At 63.8% G+C, this 24,549-nt stretch carries 27 protein-coding genes and 1 pseudogene; 10 read left to right on the top strand and 18 right to left on the bottom strand.

Features of this window, described 5'->3' with window-relative positions; all coding sequences use genetic code 11:
- The first annotated feature begins 319 nt into the window (after window positions 1-319).
- The 4 genes from XH88_RS02820 to XH88_RS02805 all read left to right on the top strand — a co-directional run bounded on the left by XH88_RS02820 (window position 320) and on the right by XH88_RS02805 (window position 4,016).
- Window positions 320-2,059, top strand: coding sequence for an ATP-binding protein (locus tag XH88_RS02820; protein WP_271613897.1), 1,740 nt, complete (start codon window positions 320-322; stop codon window positions 2,057-2,059).
- A 152-nt stretch (window positions 2,060-2,211) separates the two neighbouring features.
- Window positions 2,212-2,790 carry a peroxidase-related enzyme gene (locus tag XH88_RS02815; protein ID WP_271613896.1) on the top strand — a complete coding sequence of 193 codons (579 nt, stop codon included), beginning with the start codon at window positions 2,212-2,214 and terminating at the stop codon, window positions 2,788-2,790.
- Complete coding sequence (locus XH88_RS02810; protein WP_271613895.1) at window positions 2,787-3,263, top strand: MgtC/SapB family protein; 477 nt, start codon at window positions 2,787-2,789, stop codon at window positions 3,261-3,263. Before XH88_RS02815 ends, XH88_RS02810 begins: the two co-directional genes overlap by 4 nt.
- A 108-nt stretch (window positions 3,264-3,371) precedes the next feature.
- Window positions 3,372-4,016: a flavin reductase family protein gene (locus XH88_RS02805; protein ID WP_271613894.1), complete on the top strand. Its 645-nt coding sequence runs from the start codon at window positions 3,372-3,374 to the stop codon at window positions 4,014-4,016.
- A 36-nt stretch (window positions 4,017-4,052) separates the two neighbouring features.
- Here the strand turns inward: XH88_RS02805 and XH88_RS02800 are convergent, their stop codons facing one another.
- From XH88_RS02800 to XH88_RS02770, 7 genes are all read right to left on the bottom strand, one after another.
- On the bottom strand, window positions 4,053-4,250 hold the full coding sequence (locus tag XH88_RS02800; RefSeq protein ID WP_271613893.1) for a hypothetical protein: 198 nt from the start codon (window positions 4,248-4,250) through the stop codon (window positions 4,053-4,055).
- A 136-nt stretch (window positions 4,251-4,386) separates the two neighbouring features.
- Window positions 4,387-4,578, bottom strand: a complete 192-nt coding sequence (locus XH88_RS02795) for a DUF6894 family protein (RefSeq protein WP_271613892.1) — start codon at window positions 4,576-4,578, stop codon at window positions 4,387-4,389.
- Window positions 4,579-4,895: 317 nt separating this feature from the next.
- Complete coding sequence (locus XH88_RS02790) at window positions 4,896-5,084, bottom strand: hypothetical protein (RefSeq protein ID WP_271613891.1); 189 nt, start codon at window positions 5,082-5,084, stop codon at window positions 4,896-4,898.
- A 279-nt stretch (window positions 5,085-5,363) separates the two neighbouring features.
- Window positions 5,364-5,603: a DUF6894 family protein gene (locus XH88_RS02785; RefSeq protein ID WP_271613890.1), complete on the bottom strand. Its 240-nt coding sequence runs from the start codon at window positions 5,601-5,603 to the stop codon at window positions 5,364-5,366.
- Between the two features lie 8 nt (window positions 5,604-5,611).
- The gene (locus XH88_RS02780; RefSeq protein WP_271613889.1) at window positions 5,612-5,827 is read right to left on the bottom strand and encodes a helix-turn-helix domain-containing protein; all 216 of its coding nucleotides are present in this window, start codon (window positions 5,825-5,827) and stop codon (window positions 5,612-5,614) included.
- A gap of 92 nt (window positions 5,828-5,919) precedes the next feature.
- Window positions 5,920-6,063, bottom strand: a complete 144-nt coding sequence (locus XH88_RS02775) for a hypothetical protein (protein ID WP_271613888.1) — start codon at window positions 6,061-6,063, stop codon at window positions 5,920-5,922.
- Window positions 6,064-6,267: 204 nt separating this feature from the next.
- Window positions 6,268-6,894 carry a ParB-like protein gene (locus XH88_RS02770; RefSeq protein ID WP_271613887.1) on the bottom strand — a complete coding sequence of 209 codons (627 nt, stop codon included), beginning with the start codon at window positions 6,892-6,894 and terminating at the stop codon, window positions 6,268-6,270.
- 276 nt (window positions 6,895-7,170) lie between these two features.
- Here XH88_RS02770 and XH88_RS02765 point away from each other — a divergent pair, with 276 nt between their 5' ends.
- The 6 genes from XH88_RS02765 to XH88_RS02740 all read left to right on the top strand — a co-directional run bounded on the left by XH88_RS02765 (window position 7,171) and on the right by XH88_RS02740 (window position 11,974).
- Entirely contained in the window at window positions 7,171-7,515 is a 345-nt protein-coding gene (locus tag XH88_RS02765) for a hypothetical protein (RefSeq protein ID WP_271613886.1), read from the top strand.
- 236 nt (window positions 7,516-7,751) lie between these two features.
- Window positions 7,752-8,039 (top strand): acyl carrier protein, encoded by a 288-nt coding sequence (locus XH88_RS02760; RefSeq protein ID WP_007592476.1) that lies wholly within the window; start codon window positions 7,752-7,754, stop codon window positions 8,037-8,039.
- Between the two features lie 10 nt (window positions 8,040-8,049).
- Entirely contained in the window at window positions 8,050-8,520 is a 471-nt protein-coding gene (locus XH88_RS02755; protein WP_271613885.1) for a 3-hydroxyacyl-ACP dehydratase FabZ family protein, read from the top strand.
- Window positions 8,517-9,722 (top strand): beta-ketoacyl-ACP synthase, encoded by a 1,206-nt coding sequence (locus XH88_RS02750; RefSeq protein ID WP_271613884.1) that lies wholly within the window; start codon window positions 8,517-8,519, stop codon window positions 9,720-9,722. The genes XH88_RS02755 and XH88_RS02750 overlap by 4 nt, the downstream gene beginning before the upstream one ends.
- An 18-nt stretch (window positions 9,723-9,740) precedes the next feature.
- On the top strand, window positions 9,741-11,018 hold the full coding sequence (locus XH88_RS02745; RefSeq protein ID WP_271613883.1) for a beta-ketoacyl-ACP synthase: 1,278 nt from the start codon (window positions 9,741-9,743) through the stop codon (window positions 11,016-11,018).
- Between the two features lie 11 nt (window positions 11,019-11,029).
- The gene (locus XH88_RS02740; RefSeq protein WP_271613882.1) at window positions 11,030-11,974 is read left to right on the top strand and encodes a lipid A biosynthesis lauroyl acyltransferase; all 945 of its coding nucleotides are present in this window, start codon (window positions 11,030-11,032) and stop codon (window positions 11,972-11,974) included.
- A 402-nt stretch (window positions 11,975-12,376) separates the two neighbouring features.
- On the opposite strand, the gene XH88_RS02735 is transcribed toward XH88_RS02740, so the two are convergent.
- From XH88_RS02735 to XH88_RS02685, 11 genes and pseudogenes are all read right to left on the bottom strand, one after another.
- Complete coding sequence (locus XH88_RS02735; protein ID WP_271613881.1) at window positions 12,377-13,486, bottom strand: polyamine ABC transporter substrate-binding protein; 1,110 nt, start codon at window positions 13,484-13,486, stop codon at window positions 12,377-12,379.
- 6 nt (window positions 13,487-13,492) lie between these two features.
- The gene (locus XH88_RS02730; RefSeq protein ID WP_271613880.1) at window positions 13,493-14,671 is read right to left on the bottom strand and encodes an aminotransferase; all 1,179 of its coding nucleotides are present in this window, start codon (window positions 14,669-14,671) and stop codon (window positions 13,493-13,495) included.
- Window positions 14,672-14,679: 8 nt separating this feature from the next.
- Window positions 14,680-15,006, bottom strand: coding sequence for a rhodanese-like domain-containing protein (locus XH88_RS02725; RefSeq protein WP_008139644.1), 327 nt, complete (start codon window positions 15,004-15,006; stop codon window positions 14,680-14,682).
- 158 nt (window positions 15,007-15,164) lie between these two features.
- Complete coding sequence (locus XH88_RS02720; protein ID WP_271613879.1) at window positions 15,165-17,090, bottom strand: potassium transporter Kup; 1,926 nt, start codon at window positions 17,088-17,090, stop codon at window positions 15,165-15,167.
- A gap of 133 nt (window positions 17,091-17,223) precedes the next feature.
- Complete coding sequence (locus XH88_RS02715; protein ID WP_271614343.1) at window positions 17,224-19,122, bottom strand: potassium transporter Kup; 1,899 nt, start codon at window positions 19,120-19,122, stop codon at window positions 17,224-17,226.
- A gap of 172 nt (window positions 19,123-19,294) precedes the next feature.
- Window positions 19,295-20,125 (bottom strand): OmpA/MotB family protein, encoded by an 831-nt coding sequence (locus XH88_RS02710; protein ID WP_271613878.1) that lies wholly within the window; start codon window positions 20,123-20,125, stop codon window positions 19,295-19,297.
- 23 nt (window positions 20,126-20,148) lie between these two features.
- Entirely contained in the window at window positions 20,149-20,922 is a 774-nt protein-coding gene (locus XH88_RS02705; RefSeq protein WP_209965648.1) for a motility protein A, read from the bottom strand.
- A gap of 211 nt (window positions 20,923-21,133) precedes the next feature.
- Window positions 21,134-21,958, bottom strand: a complete 825-nt coding sequence (locus XH88_RS02700) for an SDR family NAD(P)-dependent oxidoreductase (RefSeq protein WP_271613877.1) — start codon at window positions 21,956-21,958, stop codon at window positions 21,134-21,136.
- A gap of 17 nt (window positions 21,959-21,975) precedes the next feature.
- A complete protein-coding gene (locus tag XH88_RS02695; RefSeq protein ID WP_271613876.1) occupies window positions 21,976-22,695 on the bottom strand; it encodes an RraA family protein in 720 nt (239 codons plus the stop codon).
- Window positions 22,696-22,817: 122 nt separating this feature from the next.
- Window positions 22,818-23,696 carry a CDP-alcohol phosphatidyltransferase family protein gene (locus XH88_RS02690; RefSeq protein ID WP_271613875.1) on the bottom strand — a complete coding sequence of 293 codons (879 nt, stop codon included), beginning with the start codon at window positions 23,694-23,696 and terminating at the stop codon, window positions 22,818-22,820.
- An 87-nt stretch (window positions 23,697-23,783) separates the two neighbouring features.
- Window positions 23,784-24,491, bottom strand: a pseudogene (locus XH88_RS02685) (phosphatidylserine decarboxylase); the annotation flags it as partial.
- Between the last annotated feature and the right edge of the window lie 58 nt (window positions 24,492-24,549).

The following is a 24,549-nucleotide window of genomic DNA, read 5'->3' as shown; positions in this document are numbered from 1 at the left end:
AATAATTAGGTCCCGTCAACAAATCACCTGATTCGGTCCGCGGCCGGCGATGCGCCGCCGAGCGAGGTTTGCCGTCCTCCAAACAGCCGGCGGACTGCCCGAATGGTCAAATCTTCCTTAATTCGATTTGGTGCTAACAGCCCTCAAAAAGCGGCATTTCCCGCATGATTCTACCGGCAAGCATACATTGGGAACAAACCTCGGCGCTGAATTGTCGCGGATTTAACGAAGCGCCCGCGCCAGCCGTTTAACCGTTTGTGCAGCGACCGCCGCGCATAGTTCGGAGCAAATCCCTTCGCTCTTACCAGGTTCATCCATCGTGACATCCTTTGGACGCGTGATTTCGGTACGTGGGTCGCTCGCCCGGGTCGGACTTCTGGCGGAAAGCCAGATGCCGATCTCGGAGGTGCGGGCGACCGTCGGCCGTTTCGTCAGCATCCGCTGCGCCAGCTCGGTCATCGTCGCCATGATCACGGAGGTGTCCTGCGAGAATTTGTCGAGCAGCGACAATTACATCGCGATCGCCTCGGTGGACCTGCTCGGCGAGATTCTCAACGCCGCCGACAAGGCCAAATTCCAGCGCGGCGTCACCAATTACCCGACCATCGGCGATGCCGTGGACCTGATCACCAGCCAGGAGCTGCGCACGATCTACGCGCCGACCGGGTCGGACCAGATCAATGTCGGCTTCCTCCAGCAGGACCGCTCCGTCGTCGCCTATGTCGACGTCGAGGAAATGCTGTCCAAGCATTTCGCCGTGCTCGGATCGACCGGCGTCGGCAAATCGACCGGCGTGTCGTTGCTGCTCAACGAGATCCTGAAGGCGCGGCCGAACCTGCGCATCTTCCTGCTCGACGTGCACAACGAATATGGCCGCTGCTTCGGCGACCGCGCGCTGGTGCTCAACCCGCGAAACCTGAAGCTGCCGTTCTGGCTGTTCAACTTCGAGGAAATCGTCGACGTGCTGTTCGGCGGCCGTGCGGGCGTGCCCGAGGAGCTCGACATCCTCGCGGAGGTCATCCCGCTCGCCAAGGGCGTCTACACCCAGTACCAGAACGCCGACCGCATTGGTCTGAAGCGCATCGATCCCAAGCAGATCGGCTACACCGTCGACACCCCGGTGCCTTATCGCCTCGTCGACTTGATGTCGCTGATCGACGAGCGCATGGGCAAGCTGGAAAACCGCTCCTCGCGCATCATCTATCACAAGCTGATCTCGCGCATCGAAGCCGTGCGCAACGATCCGCGCTACGCCTTCATGTTCGACAACGCCAATGTCGGCGGCGACACCATGGCCGAGGTGATCAGCCATCTGTTCCGCCTGCCCGCCAACGGCAAGCCGATGACGGTGATGCAGCTCGCCGGCTTCCCGGCCGAGGTCATCGATTCCGTCGTGTCCGTGCTCTGCCGCATGGCCTTCGATTTCGGACTGTGGAGCGATGGCGTCTCGCCCCTGCTGTTCGTCTGCGAAGAGGCGCACCGCTACGCCTCCGCCGACCGCAATGTCGGCTTCGGCCCGACCCGCAAGGCGGTCTCGCGCATTGCCAAGGAAGGGCGTAAATACGGCGTCTATCTCGGCCTGATCACCCAGCGCCCGGCCGAGCTCGACGCCACCATCATCTCCCAGTGCAACACGCTGTTCACGATGCGTCTTGCCAACGACCGCGACCAGGCGCTGCTGCGCGCCGCGGTGTCGGATGCGGCCGCGAACTTGCTGTCCTTCGTGCCTTCGCTCGGCACCCGCGAGGTGCTGGCGTTCGGCGAAGGCGTCGCCCTGCCGACACGCCTGCGCTTCAAGGAGGTGCCGCCGCATCAATTGCCGCGGGGCGAAGCCACGATCTCGAGCGTGCCGTCGGTCAGCGCCGGTCACGACATGCATTTCGTCAGCGCCGTCCTCGAGCGCTGGCGCGGCGCCACCTCGCAGCGCGACGTGCCGAACGACCCGGTGTTCACCGCGCCTCCGGCGAAGACGCTCGCTCCGGCCGAGACGCCAATGCTGCAGCCCTCGATGGGACTCGATCCCGACCGTTTCTCGCTGCTGAAAAAGCCCCTGCGGTAGGCCGCGCTCCGTCCACATCGTCACTGCCAATGACCAGGATGGAGCGGTCGTTCTCAACTCGCCCTTTCGCCGCGGCTGTTTCGGCCCATACACATTGAGACGCCGTGCCGCATCGACTATGGTTGCCGGCCCCAAGCCGGAGTCCACGCCCCATGACAAAACCCGCGCAACGTTTCCAGGCCCCTGCAATCAACAGCCTGCCTGACGACATCCGCACGCGCCTCCTGGCCGTGCAGGAGAAGAGCGGCTTCGTGCCCAACGTATTCCTGACGCTGGCCTATCGGCCGGACGAGTTCCGCGCCTTCTTCGCCTATCACGACGCGCTGATGGAGAAGGACAGCGGGCTGACAAAGGCCGAGCGCGAGATGATCGTGGTCGCGACCTCGGCGGCGAACCAGTGCCAGTATTGCGTGATCGCCCATGGCGCGATCCTGCGCATCCGCGCCAAGAACCCTTTGATCGCCGACCAGATCGCGACCAACTATCGCAAGGCCGACATCACGCCGCGGCAGAAGGCCATGCTCGATTTCGCGATGAAGATCTCGGCGGACGCGCAGCGGAGTTCGGAGGAGGATTTCGCAGCCCTCAGCCCCCATGGCTTCAGCGATGACGACATCTGGGATATCGCCGCGATCTCGGCCTTCTTCGGACTCTCGAACCGGCTGGCGAATTTCACCGGCATGCGGCCGAATGACGAATTCTATCTGATGGGACGACTGCCGAAAGCATGATGGATCTCGACTGGACCGAGACCCTGATCCGCCTCGGCATTGCGACCCTTGTCGGCGGCGCTATCGGTCTCAATCGCGACCTCCACGGCAAGCCGATCGGGCTCAAGACGCTCGGCATCGTCGGCCTCTCCACCGCAACAGTGGTGCTGCTGGCGCTGCAACTCGGCGAGCCCGGCAAAGTCGGCGATGCGGCGAGCCGGGTGATCCAGGGCATCCTGACCGGCATTGGCTTCCTCGGCGCCGGCGTCATCGTCCACGAGAGCGAGCGGTTTCGTGTCCGCGGACTGACCAGCGCCGCCTGTACTTTTCTCGCCGCCTGCCTCGGCGTCGTCTGCGGCGCCGGACAATGGAAGATCGTTGCGGTCGCGATTGCGCTCGCCTTCGCGTTGCTTACGATCGGACATCGGCTCGAGCGCCGGCTGCACCGCGCGCTTGGTGGCACGGAGGAGCCGCACGAGGAGAATCCAACCTAGCGGCCTTTGCTCAATCTTCCGCTCGATTGTTCGCCTGAAGCACCGACAATTGCCCCGAAACTTCTCGGCTGTCGTCAAGCCGATGACCGTTTGTACCTGAGAGACATGATGGACAGCAGCACTCAAGCCCCCGGCGACGTGACGTTCGATTTCCGCGAATTGTCCGCGCGCGACAAATATAAGCTGTTGATCGGCACGATCGTGCCGCGGCCAATCGCGCTGGTGACGACGGTCGATCCCGAGGGACGGATCAACGCTGCGCCGTTCAGCTTCTTCAATTGCCTCTCGGCTGATCCGCCAATCCTGGCGCTCGGGGTCGAGAACCATCCGGACATGCGATTCAAGGACACCGGCCTCAACATCCGCCTGACCGAAGTCTTCACCGTCAACATCGTCTCGCATGCGATTGCCGAAGCCATGCATGTCTGCGCCGTGCCGTTCGCGCCGGAGCGCGATGAACTCAAGGCCGCAGGCCTGACCGCCATGCCGGGCAAGACCGTGGCGTCACCCTGGATCAAGGAAGCGCCGGCCGCATTCGAATGCCGCCGCCATGTCACGCTTGAACTCGGCAAGTCGCGCCAGATCATCCTGGGCGAGATTTTATTCGCGCATTACCATGCGGACGTCGTCGATGCCGAGCGCCTGCACGTCGACCCGGCGAAACTCGATGCCATCGCCAGGCTGGGCGGCAGCACCTGCTCGACCATTCGCGACCGCTTCGACATGGAAACGCCGACGCTGGACGACTATTGAGGGACGGTCGTAGACGCAGGCCCAGGCTTCAGCCACTCAGGACGTATGCCCGTCGAAATCGCCCTCGGCGGGGGTTTTCTTGGCGCGCTGCGGTGTCATTCTGGCCGCGTCCGGCCGACCAGGAACACCGCGCGGCCCGAGCTGCTCGCGCTGCAGATCGTCTTCGGAAAACGGCGGCTCAACCCCATTCGGTTCCGTCCGCCGCGTCGCGTGAATATCGTCTCGTCTGCTCATTGTGACCTCCTGTCGTGACGCCTGTCGCACTGTCCCCGTCCTTGCAAACAGGCGTGGTCGGCCGCCGCGTTCGAAGCAGAGCCGAGGCCAATCCAATCGGCCCCGAACGCGGGCGTTCCAAGCCAAGGCAACCGTCTCAGCCCTGGCTTGCGCGTATCAATATCTGGAAGACGCGCGCGCCGTCTTCCATCTGCATCTCCAGCCGCCACTCATCATCCGGCCGCAAGTCGCCATCGAGGTCGCGCAAACTGTCGGCGGCGTAGCGCGTAGCGATTTCCCGTGCCGCGTTCCCGATCCGGAAGCTCCTGGCCAAGATCGTCGCGATCATTCGAACGATTGCCGTTGCTGACGTTGAAATAGAACCTGGGCATCATCAATCTCGTCCCGGACCTCTGACGGATGAAGTAACCCATGTTAATTCCTAACGGTCCCGCGAGTTTCGCCCGATCGCGCGGCACGCGGACGGTCCCGGCCTTGACACGCACGCGCCGGGACCGCCGCTGAAGGTGCGGCCGGCAGCCGGGTAGGAAGCCGGTCGCACACGATCGACGCCAGGGCAGTATCTACGTTCCTATTTTTTCGCCGACGCGTTGGCGTTCATCATCGTTCGTCGTCGCCAGAACGCGCGTCCAACCAGATGGACGACTATTTGGCGGCAAGGCCACGGACGCTCGGCCGCAATTCGATGGTCACCACGACCCGACTTGCGGGCGCATGCGCGAGCTCCAGCCATTTGATCGCTTCATCGATCCAATAGTCGTGATTGAGGGGATCGGCCACGGCCTGTTCGCGGCAGACGGCGGCCTGCAGCAGGCACGCCGCTTTGCGATCCATGCTGGTTTCCCGATTGTCCACTTGGCCCTTCATTTCGGGATGGGTTGACCGGGCGTGGCCAACCATTAATTGAAGCCTTGCCGTTGGTCTTCAAGGGACAAGGTCTGCCTGCGATAGTTGCGCTTCCCTGTCATGGAAGGCCTCCTTGCTTCAGCCAGGCTGCGCTTCGAGGGCGAGGGTGTCGCTAACGTAGGTTATCCCAGGACAGCAAAAAACTTTGCGATTGATAGGAACAATCGCGCCACGTCTGCGTCTGGCGCGGTGAAATCGTTCCGCCGATCATCCGCCGATTTTCTCGACCTCGAGCCTGATCGAGATCTTCAGGCAGGGCTCATGTTCGTCCTCGCGCACGTCCACGACGACATGATCGGCGCTGCCGGCCACGAAAGCCTCGCGGGCGATGGACGCACCGGTCAGCATTGCTTCCTTGCGAGCTCCCTCCACATTCGCAAAGTTCTGCCCATCCTCGTCGGTGATGAGGCGGCTGTCCTCGTGGATATCGAAATGGAATCGTGGCATCTGACGCCTCAAAGGGTTGGCGACTGATGCAGGTAACGGCCGTCGAAATCCGCTAGTTCCTGAAATTTCCGCTCGTCGAGCGCTGTGACGCGGCCGCGATTGAACTCGACGATACCTTCCTGCCGCACCTGCTTGATCACGCGATTGGCGTGCACCGCAGTGATCTCCAGGGCTTCGCCGATCTGCTCCTGAGTCAAGAGCATGTCGAAGCTGTCGCCGTCCACGCGGCCGATGAGCCTGAGGCGTTCGCGATCCTCGCCGGAGCTGCACGATCCAAAGTGATCTGCCTGACCGGCGGTTGTGAAGCGCGATATCGCTAGTGCTTGACCATCAGCGGAAGCGCTGGAGCAAAGCGCTCGGCAAATGTCAGAGTCCTCGCCTTTTGGACTGCGGCAAACGAGGCCGAGATTCCTACTGAAGCGACCGCGAGCAAGGCAACCACGAAAACCAGACGGCGCATGTGAGCCTCCTGTATGAGCTCGACTACCACGATTAAGTGGGGTGGCTCTGTTTCAGGACGGTTTCATCGGCGCACAAAATGACTTCGCTCAAGCGCCTGTGATGAGCGCGCGTCGAAACCAACGCGCACTGGTCGTCGCTACGCCCGGCGCATTTACCCCCGCGCCAAGGTCTTCCAGTGCGACTGGGCACGCGCGGGCGTGCTTCAATCGTCCGACGCCGGGCCGCACCAGCCGGGCAGATAGATCGCATCCTTGCTCTTGGCCGCGGCCAGCGCCTTCTCCAGAGCCTTGTCGAAATTGACGTCTACTGCCTTGCGCGTGAGCTTGCGGCGCAGAAAATCAGCCCACAGAAATTCGGAGAACGGCGTGGTGTCCTTGGCGAAGCCGCCCATGCGGCGAAGCTCGCCGGCGAGACTGCGGAACGGATCGTCCCTGAGGTCGGCGACGGATTTCGGCAGATCGCGGAACGGACGGCGCTCGCCCTTGCTATCGTAAGGATAGACCCAGCGCTTGTTGTCCATCACACCCCAGAACGCCTCTTTCTCGACCATGCGCAGATCGCCGACCACGGTGACGAGCACCTCCTTGATGCCCTCGTCGTGCAGCGCACGGCCGAGATGGTGATGGTCGATGACGTAATAGCGATCGTCGGGACCGGCGACGACGGGGATCATGTGGGTGCCGAGCAGGTCGGACTGCTTCTTCTTGCCATGCTCGCGCCAGCGCTTGCGCTTCTCCTTGACCTCGCGCATGCCGACCGTCATCTGCGTCGGCCGGAGCGACAGGATCGGGATCGGATGCACTCTCGGCTCGCGCGCGTTGGTGGTCATGATCGACTGGCCTTTCCTCTGGTGGCGGTTTGGGTCCGGGTTCCCGATTATGCCATGGGCCTTGTGGCGGCAACATCGGGCCGGGTTGGGAGTGCCTTGTCGGGCCGGTGTTGCAGCGCAATCTGCGCGCCCCTGGCGTCGGGATGACAACCCGTTCCCGGAAAGCTGTCGCCGAATCCAGGAGCGATTATGCGGACGCACAAGGAGAAGATTTTCTGCAACCGGTGTGGCGCTTATGCTATCTAAAAATCGCTGCTTCGGAGTAATCCCCGTACCATGAAATCCCAGCGGCCCATAACCTCGGACGACGAGCACCGGGTGCTCCAGTTCAGGCCGCGAACGACGCCCTCCCCTGGGATCCACCGGGGTGGCGGTATCGTGCAGAAGCTGCACGCAACAGCGCCCGAACCGCTCGATTTGTCGCGCTATGAACAGCCCCGCGATGAGCCGGACGATTTCCGCCATCGCATGCTCGCCAATATCGCCGCGCTCGCCTTCACCATCGCGCTGACCGCGATCGGGATCTGGCTCGCGGTCAGCATCGCCGATTTGCGCCGAACCCAGGATTGCGTGCTGATGGGCCGGCGGGACTGCGTCAAGATCACGACCCCGCACCTCTAGACCGAGTGTCCCGCCGAGGCGTCCCTGCGGGACTGCCGCTGCCTGGAGCCCTGGGCGGCATCCCCAACCCCGTCCCTGGGTGTGTCCGGCTCCATTGAACTCAGGGCGGCGCTCCGATATACGGGCTTCCGACCCGTCCAGAGGGGGTTTGAGGGCGTCATCCGGGGCGCGACGCCCACCCACCGTGCCACTCCTGGATACCTGACAAATACCTGCAATATATCAAAGGCTTAGTGATGTCCTCCACATTCGATCAGGTCGCTACGATCATCGCTGAAACCTGCGACATTCCGCGCGACACGATCACGCCGGATAGCCATGCCATCGACGACCTCGGCATCGACAGCCTCGATTTTCTGGACATCGCCTTCGCGATCGACAAGCAGTTCGGTATCAAGCTGCCGCTGGAAAAGTGGACCCAGGAAGTCAACGACGGCAAGGCAACCACCGAACAATATTTCGTCCTGAAGAACCTGTGCGCGCGCATCGACGAACTGGTTGCCGCCAAGGGCGCGAGCGCCTAATCGGGCGGTCATGCAACTCGAATACTTCCACATGATCGATCGCATCGTCGACCTCAACGTCGACGAGAAGAAGATCGTTGTCGAGGCCCAGGTCCCCAAGGAGAGCACGATCTTCGAGGGGCACTTCCCGGGCTATCCCTTGATGCCCGGCGTGCTGCTGATCGAATCGATGGCGCAGGCCTCGGGCTGGCTGCAGCTCGGCGTGCTCAAGTTCGAGCGCATGCCGATCCTGGCGGCCGTCAAGGAGGCCAAGGTCCGCGGCTCGGTGTACCCCGGCGATCTCATGAGCATCGAGGCGACGCTGGCCCATGAGGGCTCGGGCTATGCCATCACCGAGGCCAAGATCCGGGTCGACGGCAAGCTGCGCGCGAACTCGACGCTCACCTTCACGCAGATTCCCTTCCCCAATGCGGATATGCGCGGCTACATGGATTCGTTCGCCAAGCGCATCGGCTTTCCGCAACAGGCCGTCTCGTCATGACTGACACTGCTTCAAAGCCCGGCCAGACGGAAGTCTGGATCACCGGCATTGGTCTTGCCACCTCGCTCGGCGAAGGTCTCGACGCCAACTGGGCCGCGCTTTCCGAGAAGCGCGTCAATGTCGACGAGAAGGGCTTTGCGCCCTTCATCGTGCACCCGCTGCTGCCGGTTACTTTCGACAGCCAGATCCCGAAGAAGGGCGACCAGCGCCAGATGGAAGCCTGGCAGCGCATCGGCACCTACGCCGCGGGTCTCGCGCTCGACTCGGCCGGCATCAAGGGCAACAAGGACATCCTGTCGAAGATCGACATGGTCGTAGCCGCCGGTGGCGGCGAGCGCGACCTCAACGTCGACACCGGCGTGCTCACCGCCGAAGCCAAGGGGGCCAACGCGCCCGGCTTCCTCAACGAGCGGCTGATGAGCGATCTGCGGCCCACCCTGTTCCTCGCCCAGCTCTCCAATCTGCTCGCCGGCAACATCGCCATCGTGCACGGCCTCGGCGGCACCTCGCGCACCTTCATGGGCGAAGAGGTCGCGGGTGCGGACGCGGCCCGCATCGCGCTTGCGCGCATCGCTTCGGGCGAGAGCGACATTGCGCTGGTCGGCGGCTCGCACAATGGCGAGCGCAAGGACCTCATGGTTCTCTACGAATTCGGTGACTTCAACCTCAAGGACAAGTTCGCGCCCGTCTGGGCGCGCAAGGACCATTCCGGCTTCGCGCTCGGCTCGGCCGGCGCGTTCCTGGTGCTGGAATCGAAGGCGCACGCACAGGCGCGCGGCGCCAAGCCCTTTGCAAAGCTGTCGAGCGTGGTCGCCGACCTCGCCCGCCGCAAGCAGCCCGGTGAGATGGCTGCGACACTCGAGAAGCTCTGGGCCAAGCTGCCGAGGGGCGAAGGCAAGGGCGCGATCATCACGGGCGCCACCGGTGCCGAGCCCGCAACGAGCGAAGAGCGCGGCTTCCTGAAAGGCCACGCCGACTTCCCGGTACGCGCAACCGGTACGATGTTCGGGCACACCATGGAAACGCAATTCCCGCTCGGGATTGCGCTCGCCGCATTGGCAATCTCGCGCGGCGCACTGTTCCCGCCGAACGATTCCACGGGGACCGAGATTGAAATGCAGGGCGCGCCCACCCAGATCGTGGTGGTGGGGGCCGGACACTGGCGCGGCGAAGGCATGGCGCTGGTTGAGGCCGTAAGCTAGCTCAAGCGGGGGATCGACATGACTGCACCACGCGACAAATTCGGGCGCCCCGTCGTCGTCGTCACCGGCATGGGCATCATGACCTCGCTCGGTGCCGGCAAGGCCGACAATTGGGCGAAGCTCGTTGCGGGCGAATCCGGCATCCGCACCATCACGCGTTTTCCGGTCGACGGCCTGAAGACCACGATGGCCGGCACGGTCGATTTCGTCAGCGTCGATCCGTTCTCCTCCACCGGCCTGTCCGAACGCATGGCCGAGCTGGTCACACAGGAAGCGCTGGAGCAGGCCGGCATCGGCGCCAAGGCCGATTTCCCGGGCCCGCTCTTCCTCGCAGTGGCGCCGGTCGAAGTCGAATGGCCGCAGCGCCGTGAGCTCGGCCGAGCCGTCGGCAAGCCCGACTTCACTTACGACGATCTCCTGCGCATCTCCGGCGGCGGCAAGTACAGCGCCTATCACCACCGCTTCATGTTCGGCTCGGTCGCAGCCCATCTTGCCGAGACCTTCGGCACCAAGGGCTCGCCGATCTCGCTGTCGACGGCGTGTGCGTCCGGCGCGACCTCGATCCAGCTCGGCGTCGAAGCGATCCGCCGGGGCGAAACCGATGCGGCGCTGTGCGTTGCGACCGACGGCACCGTGAACCCGGAAGCCTTGGTGCGCTTCTCGCTACTCTCGGCTCTGTCGACCCAGAACGATCCGCCGCAGGCAGCCTCCCGTCCCTTCTCCAAGAACCGCGACGGCTTCGTCATGGCCGAAGGCGCCGGCGCGCTGGTGCTGGAAAGCTATGAGGCGGCGACCGCGCGCGGCGCCAAGATCCTGGGCGTGATCGCAGGCTGTGGCGAGCTCACCGATTCCTTCCATCGCACCCGCTCCTCGCCCGACGGCAAGCCGATCATCGGCTGCATGAACAAGACGCTGGCCGATGCCGGCATGACGCCGGACCAGATCGACCACATCAACGCGCACGGCACCGCGACGCCCGAGAACGACAAGATGGAGTTCAACACGACATCGGCCGTGTTCGGCGATCTCGCGCAGAAGATTCCGGTGACGTCCAACAAGTCGATGGTCGGACACACCATCTCGGCCGCCGGCGCGGTCGAAGCCATCTTCTCGCTGCTGACGCTCGAGCATCAGCGTATCCCGCCGACTATCAACTACGAGACGCCGGATCCCACGATCCTGTTCAACGTGGTCGGCAACAAGGCGCGCGACGCTCGTGTCACCGCCGTGATGTCGAACTCGTTCGGCTTTGGCGGCCAGAATGCCTCGCTGATCCTGACGCGCGAACCGGCCTGACCGCACGCAGCATGGCGCTGATTCCCATCAGCACGAAGATTCGTGCGCGGAATGCAGCCAAGGAGGCTGCAAAGTCGATCAGCGGAGGCCTGATTGGCGCTGCCACCGTCGGCATGCTGCGCAGCACGCGCTATTTCGATCCGGTCAAGACTTCGGACTTTTTCGCGCGCGTCACCAAGACGATCGGCCCGCGCCTGCGTGAGCACCGCATTGGCCGTGCCAATCTCACCGCCGCATTTCCCGAGAAATCGCCGGAGGAGATCGAAGAGATCCTGATGGGCGTGTGGGACAATCTCGGTCGCGTCGGCGCCGAGTTCGCCCACATGGACCATGTCTGGGATTACGACCGCGCGCATCCGGAACGCAGCCGGATCGAACTGCCCAAAAGCAGCATCGAACTGTTCGACCGGATCCGGGACGACGGCAAGCCGGCGCTGATCTTTGCCGCTCATCTCGCTAATTGGGAGTTGCCCGCGCTCGCCGCCGTCGCGCACGGGCTCGACGCCGCGATCCTCTATCGCCGCCCAAACATCGCTTCTGCCGACCGCATCGTCCAGGAGATGCGCCAAGTCAACATGGGCACGCTGATCCCCGCGGGACGCGATGCGCCCTTGCGGCTCGCGCAGGCGCTGAAGGACGGCAAGCACGTCGCCATGCTGATCGACCAGTATCTGACCGGCGGCGTCGAGGTCACCTTCTTCGGCCGCAAGACCCGCGCCAATCCGATGCTGGCGCGCCTCTTGCGCCAGATCGAATGCCCGATCCACGGCGTCCGCATCATCCGCCTGCCCGGCTTTCGCTTCCGCGCCGAGCTGACCGAAGAAATCCCGCCGGTCCGTGATGCCGACGGCAAGATCGACATCCAGGGCACGACGCAGGCCGTCACCAATGTGGTGGAGGCCTGGGTGCGCGAATATCCCGAGCAGTGGCTGTGGCTGCACCGGAGATGGCGGTAGGGAGCACAGCTTTCTCCATCATGGCGGCTTGCCCGGCCATCCACGCGCCTCCACGCATGAGATTGAGGACGTGGATGCCCGGGACAAGCCCCCGCATGACGAGCGCGCGACGCGCAACGCTCCCTCACTGCTCCGGCAATCCCGCATCCACTTCGGCCTGCACGACGTGCTCCCAGGCTGCGATACGAATCGGACTTACGGGCACGGTGCGGTATGAGTGGTAGGCGGCGCCCTGCTCTCGCGACGCTTCGGATTAAGCGCGGTGTCTGGACCTGGTGGCGACGATGCCATTCTGCCGGTGTTTTGCCCGACGCGTCAAATGATCGGGGCCTGACCGGCTGCGGTTCTACTGTGCATGGGGTTGTTTTACGAAATTCGCGCTGCCGGATCGACCGCGGCGCCTCAGCGCCCCGTCTTCACCTTGGTCCAGAGCCGGTTGATGATGCGCTGGGTAGCGGGATCACGGGCCGTGATGACGAACAGCTTTGAGAGCGTCGCCTCATCAGGATAGATGTTCTTGTCGTTCAGAATCTTCGGATCGACCAGCTTCTGACTGGCGAGGTTGCCGTTGGCGTAGGACAGGAAGTCCGAGTTCTTGGCGGCAACATCCGGCCGGTAGAGATAGTTGATCAGCTCGTAGGCTTCGCTGACGTTCCTGGCATCGGCGGGGATCGCGAGATTGTCGAAGAACATCTGCGCGCCCTCCTTCGGAATGGCGTAGCCGATCTCGATGCCAGACTTGGCTTCCGCGGAACGTGCGCGGGCCTGCATGATGTCGCCGGACCAGCCGACCACGAGGCAGATCTCGCCGGTCGCGAGCGCGCTTAAATATTCGGACGAGTGGAACTTGCGCACGAAGGGGCGCACCTTCGCGACAACGTCGGCGGCCTTCTCGAGGTCGGCCTGCTTGGTCGAGTTCGGATCGAGCCCGAGATAGTTCAGCGCCGCCGGGAAGATGTCGTCGGCGGAGTCGAGCATGTGCACGCCGCAATCCCTGAATTTGGCGAGGTTCTCCGGCTTGAAGACGATATCCCAGCTGTCGATCTTGGCGTCTGGGCCGAGGATCTGCTTCACCTTGGCGACGCTGTAGCCGATCCCCGTCGTGCCCCACATGTAGTTCGCGGCATAGACGTTGCCGGGATCGTAGGTGGCCAGATTCTTGGTCACCATCGGCCAGGCATTTGCCAAGTTCGGCAGTTTCGACTTGTCGAGCTTCTGGAAGATGTTCGCCTTGATCTGGCGCTGCAGGAAATAGGCAGTCGGCACCACGACGTCGTAGCCGGACTTGCCGGCCATCAGCCGCGTCTCCAGCGTCTCGTTGGCGTCGAACGTGTCGTAGACCACCTTGATGCCGGTTTCCTTGGTGAAGGCCTCGAGGACATCGGGCGCCATGTAGTTCGACCAGTTGTAGAAGTTGACGACGCGCTCCTCGGCGCCGGCGGGGACGATGAGCAACGTCAGCGCGGCAGCAACAAGATGGAGGCCAAACCCCGAGCGGCCGACGATCGTCATCCCTGTCTACCTCTTGCGTCCACGTACCGCGTCAGACAGCCGCTCCAGCGCGGTGTCGAGCGTCTCGTCCTTCTTGGCGAAGCAGAAGCGCACCACCGAGGTCACCGGGTCCTGCTCGTAGAACGCCGACACCGGGATTGCCGCCACCTTGTAGTCCTTGACGATGCGCCAGCAGAACTCGGTGTCGCTCTCGTTGAGCCCGAGCGGCGACAGGTCGACGGTGAGGAAGTAGGTTCCTTGCGACTTCAGCACGGGGAAGCCGAGGCTCTCCAGCCCCCTGGTCAGGCGGTCCCGGCTCCGCGTCAAATCCTTGCGCATCGACAGGAAGTAGTCGTCGGACTTGCCGAGGCCGTAAGCGACGGCGGCCTGGAGGTTCGGAGCGGTGGTGAAGGTCAGGAACTGGTGCACCTTGGCGGCGACGCGGAGCAGCGGCGGCGCGGCGCAGACGAAGCCGATCTTCCAGCCGGTCAACGAGAAGATCTTGCCGGCCGAGCCGACCTTGATGGTGCGCTCGCGCATGCCCGGAATGGTGATCAGCGGGATGTGCTTGTGCTCGTCGAAGGTGACGTGCTCCCAGACCTCGTCGCAGATCGCGATGACGTCGAACTCCTGGCAGTAGCGCGCCAGCAGCTCGAGGTCCTCGCGTGGATAAACCACCGCGGACGGATTCAGAGGATTGTTGAACAGCACCGCCTTGGTCTTTGAATTGAAGACGCTTTTCAGCATGTCCTCATTCAGCCGCCAGTGCGGCGGCTCAAGCCGGACGAGGCGCGGCATGCCGCCGGCCTGGCGAATGATCGGCAAGTAAGAATCATAGACCGGCTGGAAGCAGACCACCTCGTCGCCCGGCTGCACCACCGCCAGGATCGCCGAGGTCAGCGCCTCGGTGCCGCCTGAGGTCACCATCACCTCGGTCATCGGATCGAGCTTCAGGCCATGCCAGTGGCCGTAATGGGTCGCGATCGCCTGACGCAGTTCCGGCAGGCCCATCATCGAGGGGTACTGGTTGTAACCGTTCAGCGAGGCCTCTGCCGCGGCGCGGCGGATGTCCTCGGGGCCGGGATCGTCGGGGAAGCCCTGGCCGAGATTGATGGCGGCATTGTCGCGCGCGGCCTGCGACATCGCCTCGAAGATGGTGACAGGAAGGTCGGCGAAGACCTTGTTCAGGGACGAGCTTTTGGACATCGGGCCGATCAGCCGCCGACCTTGCTGGGAAGCCCCGCCGCCTTCCAGCCGAGCATGCCGCCGGCCAGATGCTTGTCGTAGGGCAGGCCCGCGGCCTGGGCGGCAAGCGAGGCGGTCACCGAGCGCTTGCCGGAGCGGCAGGCGAATACGACCTCTTTGCCCTGGGGATCGGGGATCGCCTTGGGATCGAAGGTCGAGAGCGGCACGACGACGCCGTAAGGGTAAGCCTCGGCCTCGACCTCGTTCGGCTCACGGACGTCGACCAGCAGATAGCGCCCTTCCGCGACACCTTTGGAGACCTCGTCCGGGGTCAGATCCTGTACTTGATTCGCCACATCATCCTCCAACGTCGCAGGTCGCTCCCGGGGCGATCCCGGCGGCCGGCAACCTCGCCTCTCGGCATGCGAAAATCAAGCGCTACAAAGGCTTGAGCTGCCTTGCGCAAGTTAAAGCTAAATCGCAGCCACTTGAAGTGCGGCTTTGAATCCTGACCCTAGATCGTCACCTGCGTACCGACCTCGACCACGCGGCCGGAGGGGATCTGGAAGTAGTCGGTGGCATCGTTTGCGGAACGGCTGAGCGAGATGAACAGCCGATCCTGCCAGCGCGGCATGCCGGAATGGGCGGCCGGCTTGAGCGCCCTGCGCGACAGGAAGAACGAGGTCGACATGATGTCGAACTGCCAGCCGAGCTTGCGAGCGATGGCGAGCGCCTTCGGCACGTTGGGCGATTCCATGAAGCCGAACTTCAGCGTCACCTTGGAGAAGGTCGGGCTGACTTGTTCCAGCTTGACGCGCTCCGCCGGATCGATCCGCGGGGTCTGCGCGGTCTCGATGGTGAGGATGACATTCTTCTCGTGAAGCACCTTGTAGTGTTTCAGGCTGTGCATCAGCGCGGTCGGCGCGCTGAGCGGATCCGAGGTCAGGAACACCGCCGTGCCGGGCACGCGTTGCGGCGGCCGCTTCTCCAGCATCGCCACGAGGTCGGCGAGCGGGAATTCGAGCTTGCGCGACTTCTCGAACAGAAGCCGGCTGCCGCGCCGCCACGTGTACATCAGGATGATCATGAGCGCCCCGAGCGCCAGCGGCACCCAGCCGCCCTCGAACACCTTCAGTAGGTTGGCGGCCAGGAAGGTCAGGTCGAGGAACAGGAATGGCGCAATCAGGGCGGCCGCAGCGATGGGCGACCATCGCCAGACCTTCCAGATCACGACAAAGCCCATCATGGCCGTGACCACCATGGTGCCGGTGACGGAGATGCCGTAAGCGGAGGCCAGCGCGCTGGAGGAGCGGAACAAAAGCACCAACAGCACCACCGCGACCAGCAGCAGCTGGTTGATGCGCGGCATGAAGATCTGGCCGGAATGGGCTTCAGATGTATGGCGAATTTCAAAGCGCGGCAAAAGCCCTAGCTGAATCGCTTGGCGCGTCAGCGAATAGGCGCCGGTGATGACGGCCTGGCTCGCGATGACGGTGGCGATTGTTGCGAGAAGGACCATTCCGCCCCGGATCCATCCTTGGGGGTACAACTGAAAGAAGGGACTCTCGATCGCCTTGGGGTCGGCAATCACAAGCGCTGCCTGTCCGATGTAGTTGAGCGCCAGAGACGGCAGCACGATGAACAGCCAAGCGGCCTGGATCGGCCGCTTGCCGAAATGGCCGAGGTCAGCATAGAGCGCCTCGGCGCCGGTGACGGCCAGAAAGACAGCGCCGAGCGTCACAAAGCCGATGATGCCGTGGTGGAGCATGAAGGACACGGCATAGAGCGGGTTCAGCGCGAGCAGTACGTGCGGCTGGTTCAGGATCGGGCCGATCGCCGCCACTGCAATGGCCGCAAACCAGATGCACGTGATTGGGCCGAAGAAGGCCGCAACGCGCGCCGTGCCGCGCGATTGCGCGGCAAACAGCGCAACCAGGATTAGGATTGTCAGCGGCACGATATACGGCTCGAAGCTCTCGGTGAGGTCCTTGGTACCTTCCACGGCTGACAGCACCGACAGCGCAGGCGTGATGACCGCATCGCCGTAGAACAGCGCACCCGAGATGATGCCGAGAAGGACAATCGCGCCCCCCTTCCCGACCGCGCGCTGGGCCAGCGCCATCAAGGCCAGCGTGCCGCCCTCACCATTGTTATCGGCACGAAGCAGGATCACCACATATTTCAGCGTCACCACAACAATGAGCGCCCATAGGATCAGCGAGAGCACACCCAGCACGGCGGCCGTCGTCGGCACATTGCCTGCGCCCGAGGCGGCGACCACGGCCTCGCGCAGGGCATACAGCGGGCTAGTGCCGATATCGCCGTAGACGACGCCGATGCTGCCGAGCGTCAGCGCGCCGAAACCGGCGGTGGTGTGGGCGTCGCCATGCCCATTGGCCGCCGCCGTTTCCGGGGCGGGACCTACTACGTCACTTGTCATGGGAGAGCCCAGTGGCCTCTAAAATGCTTCGCTGCACAACGGCGGAAGAGCGCGGGGCTTATAGGCCTGCGCTGCTGACATAGCCTAGCCCGATTTCGGGTCCTTGGCATGCAAATTTGCATAGTTCCGCCTGTCAAATGGTGACTTGTGTGCCGACTTCAACCACCCGCCCGGTCGGAATCTGGAAATAGTCGGTGGCGTCGTTGGCCGAGCGGCTGAGCGCGATGAACAGATGGTCCTGCCAAAGCGGCATGCCGGACTGCGCCGACGCCTTCAGCGCGCGCCGGGATACGAAGAATGACGTCGACATGATGTCGAACTGCCAGCCTTGCTTGCGCGCGATGGCGAGCGCCTTGGGCACGTTCGGCTGCTCCATGAAGCCGAAGCGCAGGCGAACCTTGGAAAACTTGTCGGTGATCTTCTCCATGCGGAAACGCTCGGACAGGTCGACCCGCGGCGTATGCGCGGTCTCGATGGTCAGGATAACGTTATGCTCGTGCAGCACCTTGTTGTGCTTGAGATTGTGCAGGAGCGCGGTTGGCACAAAGGCCGGATCGCTGGTCAAGAACACCGCCGTTCCCTTGACGATGTGCGGCGGCCGCTTTTCCAGGCTGCGGATCAGATCGTCCAGCGGCACCTCGATCCGGCGCGTCTTCTGGATCAGGATTCCCGAGCCGCGCCGCCAGGTCCAGATCGTCGCCGCCATGGTCGCGCCGAACAGCAGCGGCACCCAGGCGCCCTCAAGCAGTTTGAGCAGATTGGCGCTGAAGAAGGTCATGTCGACCATGACGAAGGGCAGGATGACGACCGCCGCGGTGGCGGCGCGCCAATTCCACAATTTCCAGATCACCACGAAGCCCATGATCCCGTCAGCGACCATGGTGGTGGAGACCGCGATGCCGTAGGCCGAAGCCAGGTTGCTGGGCGTATGGAACAACAGCACCAACAGCATCACACCGATCAGCAACAAGCGATTGACACGCGGCAGGTAGATCTGGCCGGCGTGGGCCTCGGAGGTGTAGCGCACCTCGAAGCGCGGCAAGAGGCCGAGTTGCACGGCCTGATAGACCAGCGAATAGGCACCGGTGATCACGGCCTGGCTCGCGATCACCGTCGCGGCAGTCGCAAGCCCGACCAGCGGCAGCACCAGATGCTCGGGCACCATGCGATAGAACGAATGCTCGATCGCGCCCGGATCGGACAGCACCAGCGCCCCTTGCCCGAAATAGTTGATCAGCAGCGCGGGCAACACGAAGAACATCCAGGCCGACTGAATCGGTTTGCGGCCGAAATGGCCGAGATCGGCGTAGAGCGCCTCGCCGCCGGTGACAGCAAGGAAGACGGCGCCGAGCGTCACCAGGCCGATCGTGCCGTGCGACAGCAGGAATTGCAGCGCGTAATAGGGATTGATCGCGGCCAGCACCGACGGGTCGTCGGCGATGTGAATGACACCCAGCACGGCCAGACAGGCGAACCAGATCACCATCACCGGTCCGAAGGCCGAAGCCACCAGCGCCGTCCCCTTGCTCTGGACCGCAAACAGCAACACCAGGATCAGCACCGTGAGCGGCACGACATAGTGCTCGAACGCGGGCGTCGCGAGCTTGAGGCCGTCGACCGCCGACAACACCGAGATCGCCGGCGTGATCATGGAATCGCCGATGAACATGGAGGCGCCGACCACGCCGAGCGCGAGCAGAAACCAGCTCCGTCGCCCCAGCGCGCGCTGGCCGAGCGCCATCAGAGAGAGCGTACCACCCTCCCCGTTATTGTCGGCGCGCAACAGCAGCAGGACGTATTTGGCGGTGACGACGATCAGCAGCGCCCACAGGATCAGCGACAGCACGCCGAGCACCATGATCCGAGTCACCGGCTCGCCGTGCGCTGCGCCTCTGACCGCCTCGTGGAATGCGTAAAGTGGCGAGGTGCCGATGTCGCCGAATACGACGCCGATGCTCCCAAGCGTAAGGGACCAAAATCCCGAGGTGACCGGCCCCTCCAGGGTCTCGGCCTGTGTGATGCTCGCCGTCATGAGGGTGGAAAACGCTTCGTCCCTGGAATTGATCCGGCGCCTTTTGACGCTTCCGCCACGCCTGTCAATCAGCCACCACCATAGCAGGCGCAGCAGCGGATGGTGTGACGGCCGGGCCACGTTCGTCGCCCTCGCGACTGATGGCCTCAGGTAAAATGGTAGCGCAAGAGATTTAGGGCTTCAAGTTCGGCGGCAGCGGCGGATCTTCGCGCATCAGGGTGATGGTGACGCGGCGGTTCGCGGCGAGCGACGGATCGTCGGGGAACAAAGGCTGGGTGTCTGCCTTGCCGGAAATGGCAAAAATGTGTGACGGCGGCAAGCCCTCGCGCTCGAGGATCTGGCGTACGGCGTTGGCACGGTCGGCCGAGAGATCAAAGGCACCGTAGTCGCTGCGGGTCGGCACGAAGCCAGCCGCGGTGTGGCCGGTGATGGAGACGCGCAAGGGGGTCGCCTTGAGCGGGACCGCGAGCTTCTCAATCAGGCGGCGGGTGCGGTCGTAAGGCACCTTGGAGCCATCCGCGAACATCGAGCGGCCGTCCTGATCGACGATCTCGAGGTTGAGGCCCTGCTTGGTCTCCTCGAACATGATGTGCTTGGACATTTCGGTCAGTTCCGGCATGTCCTGCAGCGCCTGTCGCAGCGAGGCCGCAGCGAGCGCAAAATTGCGATCGATCTTCATCTTCGCGCCCGAGGTCCGGTCGCGATCTTCCTGGTCCGGCGTCGGCGTGTTCGAGGCGTCCTCGGGCTCGATGTGATCGACGTTCTTCAGCCGCGGCCGGGTCGGCAGGCCGTCCGACTCGACGATGCCGGCATATCGCGCTTCGCTCTGCACGCCGAAGGCATCGCGCATGGAGCCGGCGACGACCTTCAGCTTGTTGGCATCCTGGGTCGAGAACGCGACGAGCATCACGAAGAAGCTCATCATCAGCCCCATCAGGTCGGCGAAGGTCACGAACCAGCCGTGACCACCCCCATGTGCATCGCCGCGCTTCTTCTTGGCCATGACCTAGACCCCGGCGTCCGGCCTCAAGCCGGCACCGGCTCGCCTTCGGCGTGACGATGCTTCTCCGGCAGATAGGCCAGCAGCATCTCACGCACGAGCGTCGGGCTCTTGGAGTCGCGGATCATCAGGATGCCGTCGATGATCAGCGTGCGGTTCGTCTCTTCATCGAGCAGCTTGCCGTGCAGCTTGTCGGCGATCGGCAGACAGAACAGGTTCGCAACGAGCGCGCCATAGAGCGTGGCGAGCAGCGCGGTCGCCATGAACGGCCCGAGCTTGGAGGGGTCGGTCATGTTGGCGAACATCTGCACCATGCCGATCAGCGTGCCGATCATGCCGAAGGCCGGGGCGCAGTCGCCGATGGCGCGGTAGATCTTGCTGCCCTCGTCGAGATGCATCAGGAAGTTGTCGCGGTCGCGCTCGAGATTGTCACGGATGAAGTCGAGGTCGTAGCCGTCGGCGACGTAGCGGATGCCCTTGGCGAGGAATGGTTCGTCGGTCTCGACCTTTTCGAGACCCACCGGACCCTGCTTGCGGGCGATCTCGGCGATCCGGGCGAGTTCGTCGACGAGGTCGTGGGCCGACAGACGGCTCATGGTGAAAGCGAATTTGGCGCCGAGCGGCAGTCCATGCAGGAGAGCACTCAAGGGAAAGCGGATCATGGTGGCCGAGATCGAGCCGCCGAAGATGATAATCACAGCATGTTCGGAGACGAACATGTGCAGGTCGCCGCCCATGAGGACCATCGTCACGATGACGATGGTGCCCGCCGTGAGACCGACGCCCGTCATGATATCCATGGGAGACTCCAACGCGAACACAACAACGGCCGTCCTGGCCGCTGGCGCGGCCCAACCCCGAACCGCATCGGAAACCCTAGAGCGCCGCCCTTAAAGCCGCGTAAAGGTTAAGTTCAGCGGGTGCGACGGAGCGGCGCGGTGCATCGAAAGGGCGGCAGGCTTGCCGTTCCGCGACACGAATCTCAACACTTTGCTAACCATAAGCGAGCCGTCAGGACGAAAGTCCTGTCAGCTCCAGGCTGAGCGCGCGCAGGCGCCTGCGCGCATCGGCGTCATAGGCCTGCGGATTCGCGCGCGCCTCATTCATGCCGTTGAAGAACAGGCCGCTTCTTCCCGCGACGTCGTCGCCTTCAACAAGATGCAGGATCGCCGCGCCGCCCTGCTCGACGGTCGACATCGGCGCGACGCCGCCGGCGCGGACCATCGTGGTGTTCATGTAGGTCGCCGGATGCAGCGCGTTCACGGTGATGCCGGCGCCTTTCAATTGTTCCGCAAGATCGATCGTGAACATGATCTGCGACAGCTTGCTCTGCGCATAGGCGCGAGACCCGCTATAGCCCCGCGTGATCATGACATCGTCGAAATCGATCGGATGCTGGCCGAGAGAAGCGACGTTGACGATGCGTGAGGGCGCGGCCGCCTTCAGCAGGGGCAACAGCAGATGGGCGAGCAGGAAGCCGGAGAGATAATTCACCGCAAAGCGCAACTCGTAACCGTCGCGGCTCTCTTGCCGTTGCGGTCCGTCATTCTGCGAGCCGATGCCGGCGTTGCTGACGAAGACATCGAGACGTGGGTGATCCTGCGTCACGGCTGCCGCAAGCTCGCGCGCACCCGCCATCGACGACAGATCGGCTTGATAGAAGGTCGGCGCTCGGTGACCGACCTCCACGATGTTGTCGATCAGCGCTTTCGCCCGCACCGCGTCACGGCCGTGGATCAGGACGTGAGCGCCTTCGGCGGCAAGGCGGCTCGCGACATAGCGCCCGACGCCATCGGTCGAGCCCGTGATCAACACCGTCTTGCCGCGCATGTCCATGCGCTCTTACTCCACGTTCAATGAATCTCCGCCGAGCGCTTCAGCGCAGCCTTGAGTTTCTCCAGAGAGAAATCGGGGCTGCGGGCGATTTCGAGGATCGGCGTCTCGCGGCGGCCGCAGAGCTCGGCTGCCTCGGGGAGTTTTGCTGCGAGATCGAGCGGGATTACGATGGCGCCGTGCCGGTCGGCGTGGATCAGATCGTCGGAATTCACCGTCATGCCGGCGACACGAACCTGACCGCCAAAGCTTTCCGCATGCACCCACGCATGCGACGGGCCGATCGAGCCAGCCAGCGCCTGGAAACCCGGCGCCCATTGCGGGACGTCACGGATCGAGCCATCGGTGACGACGCCGAGGCAGCCGAGCGCCTTGTGGACATTGCTCTGCACCTCGCCCCAGAATGCGCCGTAACCGATGTCGGGACCGTCGACGTCCTGGATCACCGAAATACGCGGGCCGTGGCCGGTGCCGACATATTCGTAATAGTCGATGCGGCGCTTGGCCTGCTCCGCGGCAGACAGCGGAGACTTCTGCACCGCGCGGATCGTGACGGTACGGGCATAGCCGACCATCGGCGGCAGCTCGGGGAACGGACAAACCAGCTGCTTGGTGGTGAAGCCGATCAACCGCCGCTCCGGTGCGATGACTTCCATCGCGTTGCAGATCGTCGGCGTGTCATAGCGGCCCAGCGCATCAAGGACGGCAGCGGGCAGCGGCCCGGTCGCGGAATTGGTCACGGCATTCTCTCCCAGATTGGCGGCCGCTGTTGGCGCGGTGCCGCCGGCACGGGGCGATATAGCCGAGATTGGGCTTGAGCCCAACTCAAGCCCTCTCATGGCAGATATCCGCGCGTAATCGCTCAGTGCAGCCGTCCGGGCCGGTCGTCGTCGTGAGGCGGCTCAGACAGGCTCGCCATTGTGGGCGCCGATGGCGGCGACGAGATCTCGCCACCCGCAGGCGCGGCGGCGGTCGCTCGCGCCTGGTCGCGGTACGATTTGTAGCCGAGCGGCAAGGCAAGAAGATACAGCACCGTGCCGATCGACAGCACGTACCAGGGATAGCTGATCAGCAGCGCAATGAAGAAGATCACCGCGACGAACGCCGGCAACACCAGCTCGGGCGGCACCCGCATCCGCATGCTCTTGCCGGAGAACACCGGCAGGCGCGAGACCATCAGGAAGGCAATCAGCAGCGTGTAGGCGGCCGTCAGCGCTGCAGGCCAGCGGCCAAGATCGAGGAATGCCGCATAGATCGGCAACATCACGGTGATAGCGCCGGCCGGTGCCGGCACACCGGTGAAGAAATTGGCGGCGAAAGCCGGCTTGTTTGGATCGTCCAGCGTGGCGTTGAAACGCGCGAGCCGCAGGCACATGGAGATCGCAAACACCATCGCGGCGATCCAGCCGGCATTGCCGAGCTCGTGCAGTTGCCAGAAATACAGCATCAGGCCTGGCGCGACGCCGAAATTGACGAAGTCGGCGAGGCTGTCGAGCTCGGCGCCGAATTTCGACTGGCCCTTGATCAGGCGCGCAACGCGGCCGTCGATGCCGTCGAGCGCGGCCGCGAACACGATGGCATAGACGGCGAGCGCCATACGTCCCTCGATCGAGAGCCGGATCGCGGTCAGGCCGGCGCAGATCGCCAGCAGTGTGATGACGTTGGGAACCAGCATCCGCACCGGGATCGGGCGGAACCGGCGGCGGCGAATGTCTGGATCTCTGTAGTCGTAGGGCGTCATTGGCTCGTCCTCACCTCTAGGCGAGATATAGCAAGCCGCCGTCCCCTTCGCCATTGCGGCGGAAGGACCCTCGACACGGGCTTTTGGTTAATTGGCGCGATAGGCGCGGCCGGGGTCGTCGCCGGTGAGATCAGCCAGAATGGTCTCGCCCGCGATCGCGGTCTGCCCTTCCGACACCAGCGCTTTGGTGCCGACGGGCAGATAGACGTCGAGCCGCGAGCCGAAGCGGATCAGGCCGAACCGCTCGCCGACGCCGACCGCCTGCCCTTCCTTCACGAAGCAGACGATGCGCTTGGCGACGAGGCCGGCGATCTGGATCACGCCGATGCGGCCCTGCGGCGTCGAGATAACAAGCGAATTGCGCTCATTGTCCTCGCTCGCCTTGTCGAGCTCGGCATTGATGAACAGGCCGGGCCGATAGGCGATGCGATCCACCCTGCCCGCGACCGGCGCGCGGTTCACATGGCAGTTGAACACGCTCATGAACACCGAGACGCGCGGCAGCGGCTGGTCGCCGAGGCCGAGCTCGGCCGGCGGCAGCGCCATGGTGATCATGGAGACGCGACCGTCGGCGGGCGATACCACGAGCCCGTCGCGCACCGGCGTCACGCGCACGGGGTCGCGGAAGAAGAGCGCGCACCACACGGTCAGGATGGTGCCGATCCATCCGAGCGGCGACCACAGCCAGAACAGGAGTAGGCTTGCCAGCGCAAAGCCGCCAATGAAGGGATAACCTTCCTTGTGGATCGGCGGGATCTGACGCTGAATCGAATCGAGAATGGACATCGCTATCTGCCGCTCAGGGGTTGATGGCGCGGGTGGTCTCGCGCACCGGGATTGTTTAGGCCAGACT

This window comes from Bradyrhizobium sp. CCBAU 51627 (assembly GCF_028128765.1).
In the GTDB taxonomy this organism is placed as follows: Bacteria; Pseudomonadota; Alphaproteobacteria; order Rhizobiales; family Xanthobacteraceae; genus Bradyrhizobium.
Note: the sequence above shows the minus strand (reverse complement) of the source record. Positions and strands in the feature narration are given on the sequence as shown.

Coding starts and splice junctions, on each gene's coding strand:
- XH88_RS02815 (WP_271613896.1), top strand. CDS start 2,212: ATGACAAAACCCGCGCAACGTTTCCAGGCCCCTGCAATCAACAGCCTG.
- XH88_RS02810 (WP_271613895.1), top strand. CDS start 2,787: ATGATGGATCTCGACTGGACCGAGACCCTGATCCGCCTCGGCATTGCG.
- XH88_RS02805 (WP_271613894.1), top strand. CDS start 3,372: ATGGACAGCAGCACTCAAGCCCCCGGCGACGTGACGTTCGATTTCCGC.
- XH88_RS02800 (WP_271613893.1), bottom strand. CDS start 4,250: ATGAGCAGACGAGACGATATTCACGCGACGCGGCGGACGGAACCGAAT.
- XH88_RS02795 (WP_271613892.1), bottom strand. CDS start 4,578: ATGATCGCGACGATCTTGGCCAGGAGCTTCCGGATCGGGAACGCGGCA.
- XH88_RS02790 (WP_271613891.1), bottom strand. CDS start 5,084: ATGGATCGCAAAGCGGCGTGCCTGCTGCAGGCCGCCGTCTGCCGCGAA.
- XH88_RS02785 (WP_271613890.1), bottom strand. CDS start 5,603: ATGCCACGATTCCATTTCGATATCCACGAGGACAGCCGCCTCATCACC.
- XH88_RS02775 (WP_271613888.1), bottom strand. CDS start 6,063: ATGCGCCGTCTGGTTTTCGTGGTTGCCTTGCTCGCGGTCGCTTCAGTA.
- XH88_RS02770 (WP_271613887.1), bottom strand. CDS start 6,894: ATGACCACCAACGCGCGCGAGCCGAGAGTGCATCCGATCCCGATCCTG.
- XH88_RS02765 (WP_271613886.1), top strand. CDS start 7,171: ATGAAATCCCAGCGGCCCATAACCTCGGACGACGAGCACCGGGTGCTC.
- XH88_RS02760 (WP_007592476.1), top strand. CDS start 7,752: ATGTCCTCCACATTCGATCAGGTCGCTACGATCATCGCTGAAACCTGC.
- XH88_RS02755 (WP_271613885.1), top strand. CDS start 8,050: ATGCAACTCGAATACTTCCACATGATCGATCGCATCGTCGACCTCAAC.
- XH88_RS02750 (WP_271613884.1), top strand. CDS start 8,517: ATGACTGACACTGCTTCAAAGCCCGGCCAGACGGAAGTCTGGATCACC.
- XH88_RS02745 (WP_271613883.1), top strand. CDS start 9,741: ATGACTGCACCACGCGACAAATTCGGGCGCCCCGTCGTCGTCGTCACC.
- XH88_RS02740 (WP_271613882.1), top strand. CDS start 11,030: ATGGCGCTGATTCCCATCAGCACGAAGATTCGTGCGCGGAATGCAGCC.
- XH88_RS02735 (WP_271613881.1), bottom strand. CDS start 13,486: ATGACGATCGTCGGCCGCTCGGGGTTTGGCCTCCATCTTGTTGCTGCC.
- XH88_RS02730 (WP_271613880.1), bottom strand. CDS start 14,671: ATGTCCAAAAGCTCGTCCCTGAACAAGGTCTTCGCCGACCTTCCTGTC.
- XH88_RS02720 (WP_271613879.1), bottom strand. CDS start 17,090: ATGACAAGTGACGTAGTAGGTCCCGCCCCGGAAACGGCGGCGGCCAAT.
- XH88_RS02715 (WP_271614343.1), bottom strand. CDS start 19,122: ATGACGGCGAGCATCACACAGGCCGAGACCCTGGAGGGGCCGGTCACC.
- XH88_RS02710 (WP_271613878.1), bottom strand. CDS start 20,125: ATGGCCAAGAAGAAGCGCGGCGATGCACATGGGGGTGGTCACGGCTGG.
- XH88_RS02705 (WP_209965648.1), bottom strand. CDS start 20,922: ATGGATATCATGACGGGCGTCGGTCTCACGGCGGGCACCATCGTCATC.
- XH88_RS02700 (WP_271613877.1), bottom strand. CDS start 21,958: ATGGACATGCGCGGCAAGACGGTGTTGATCACGGGCTCGACCGATGGC.
- XH88_RS02690 (WP_271613875.1), bottom strand. CDS start 23,696: ATGACGCCCTACGACTACAGAGATCCAGACATTCGCCGCCGCCGGTTC.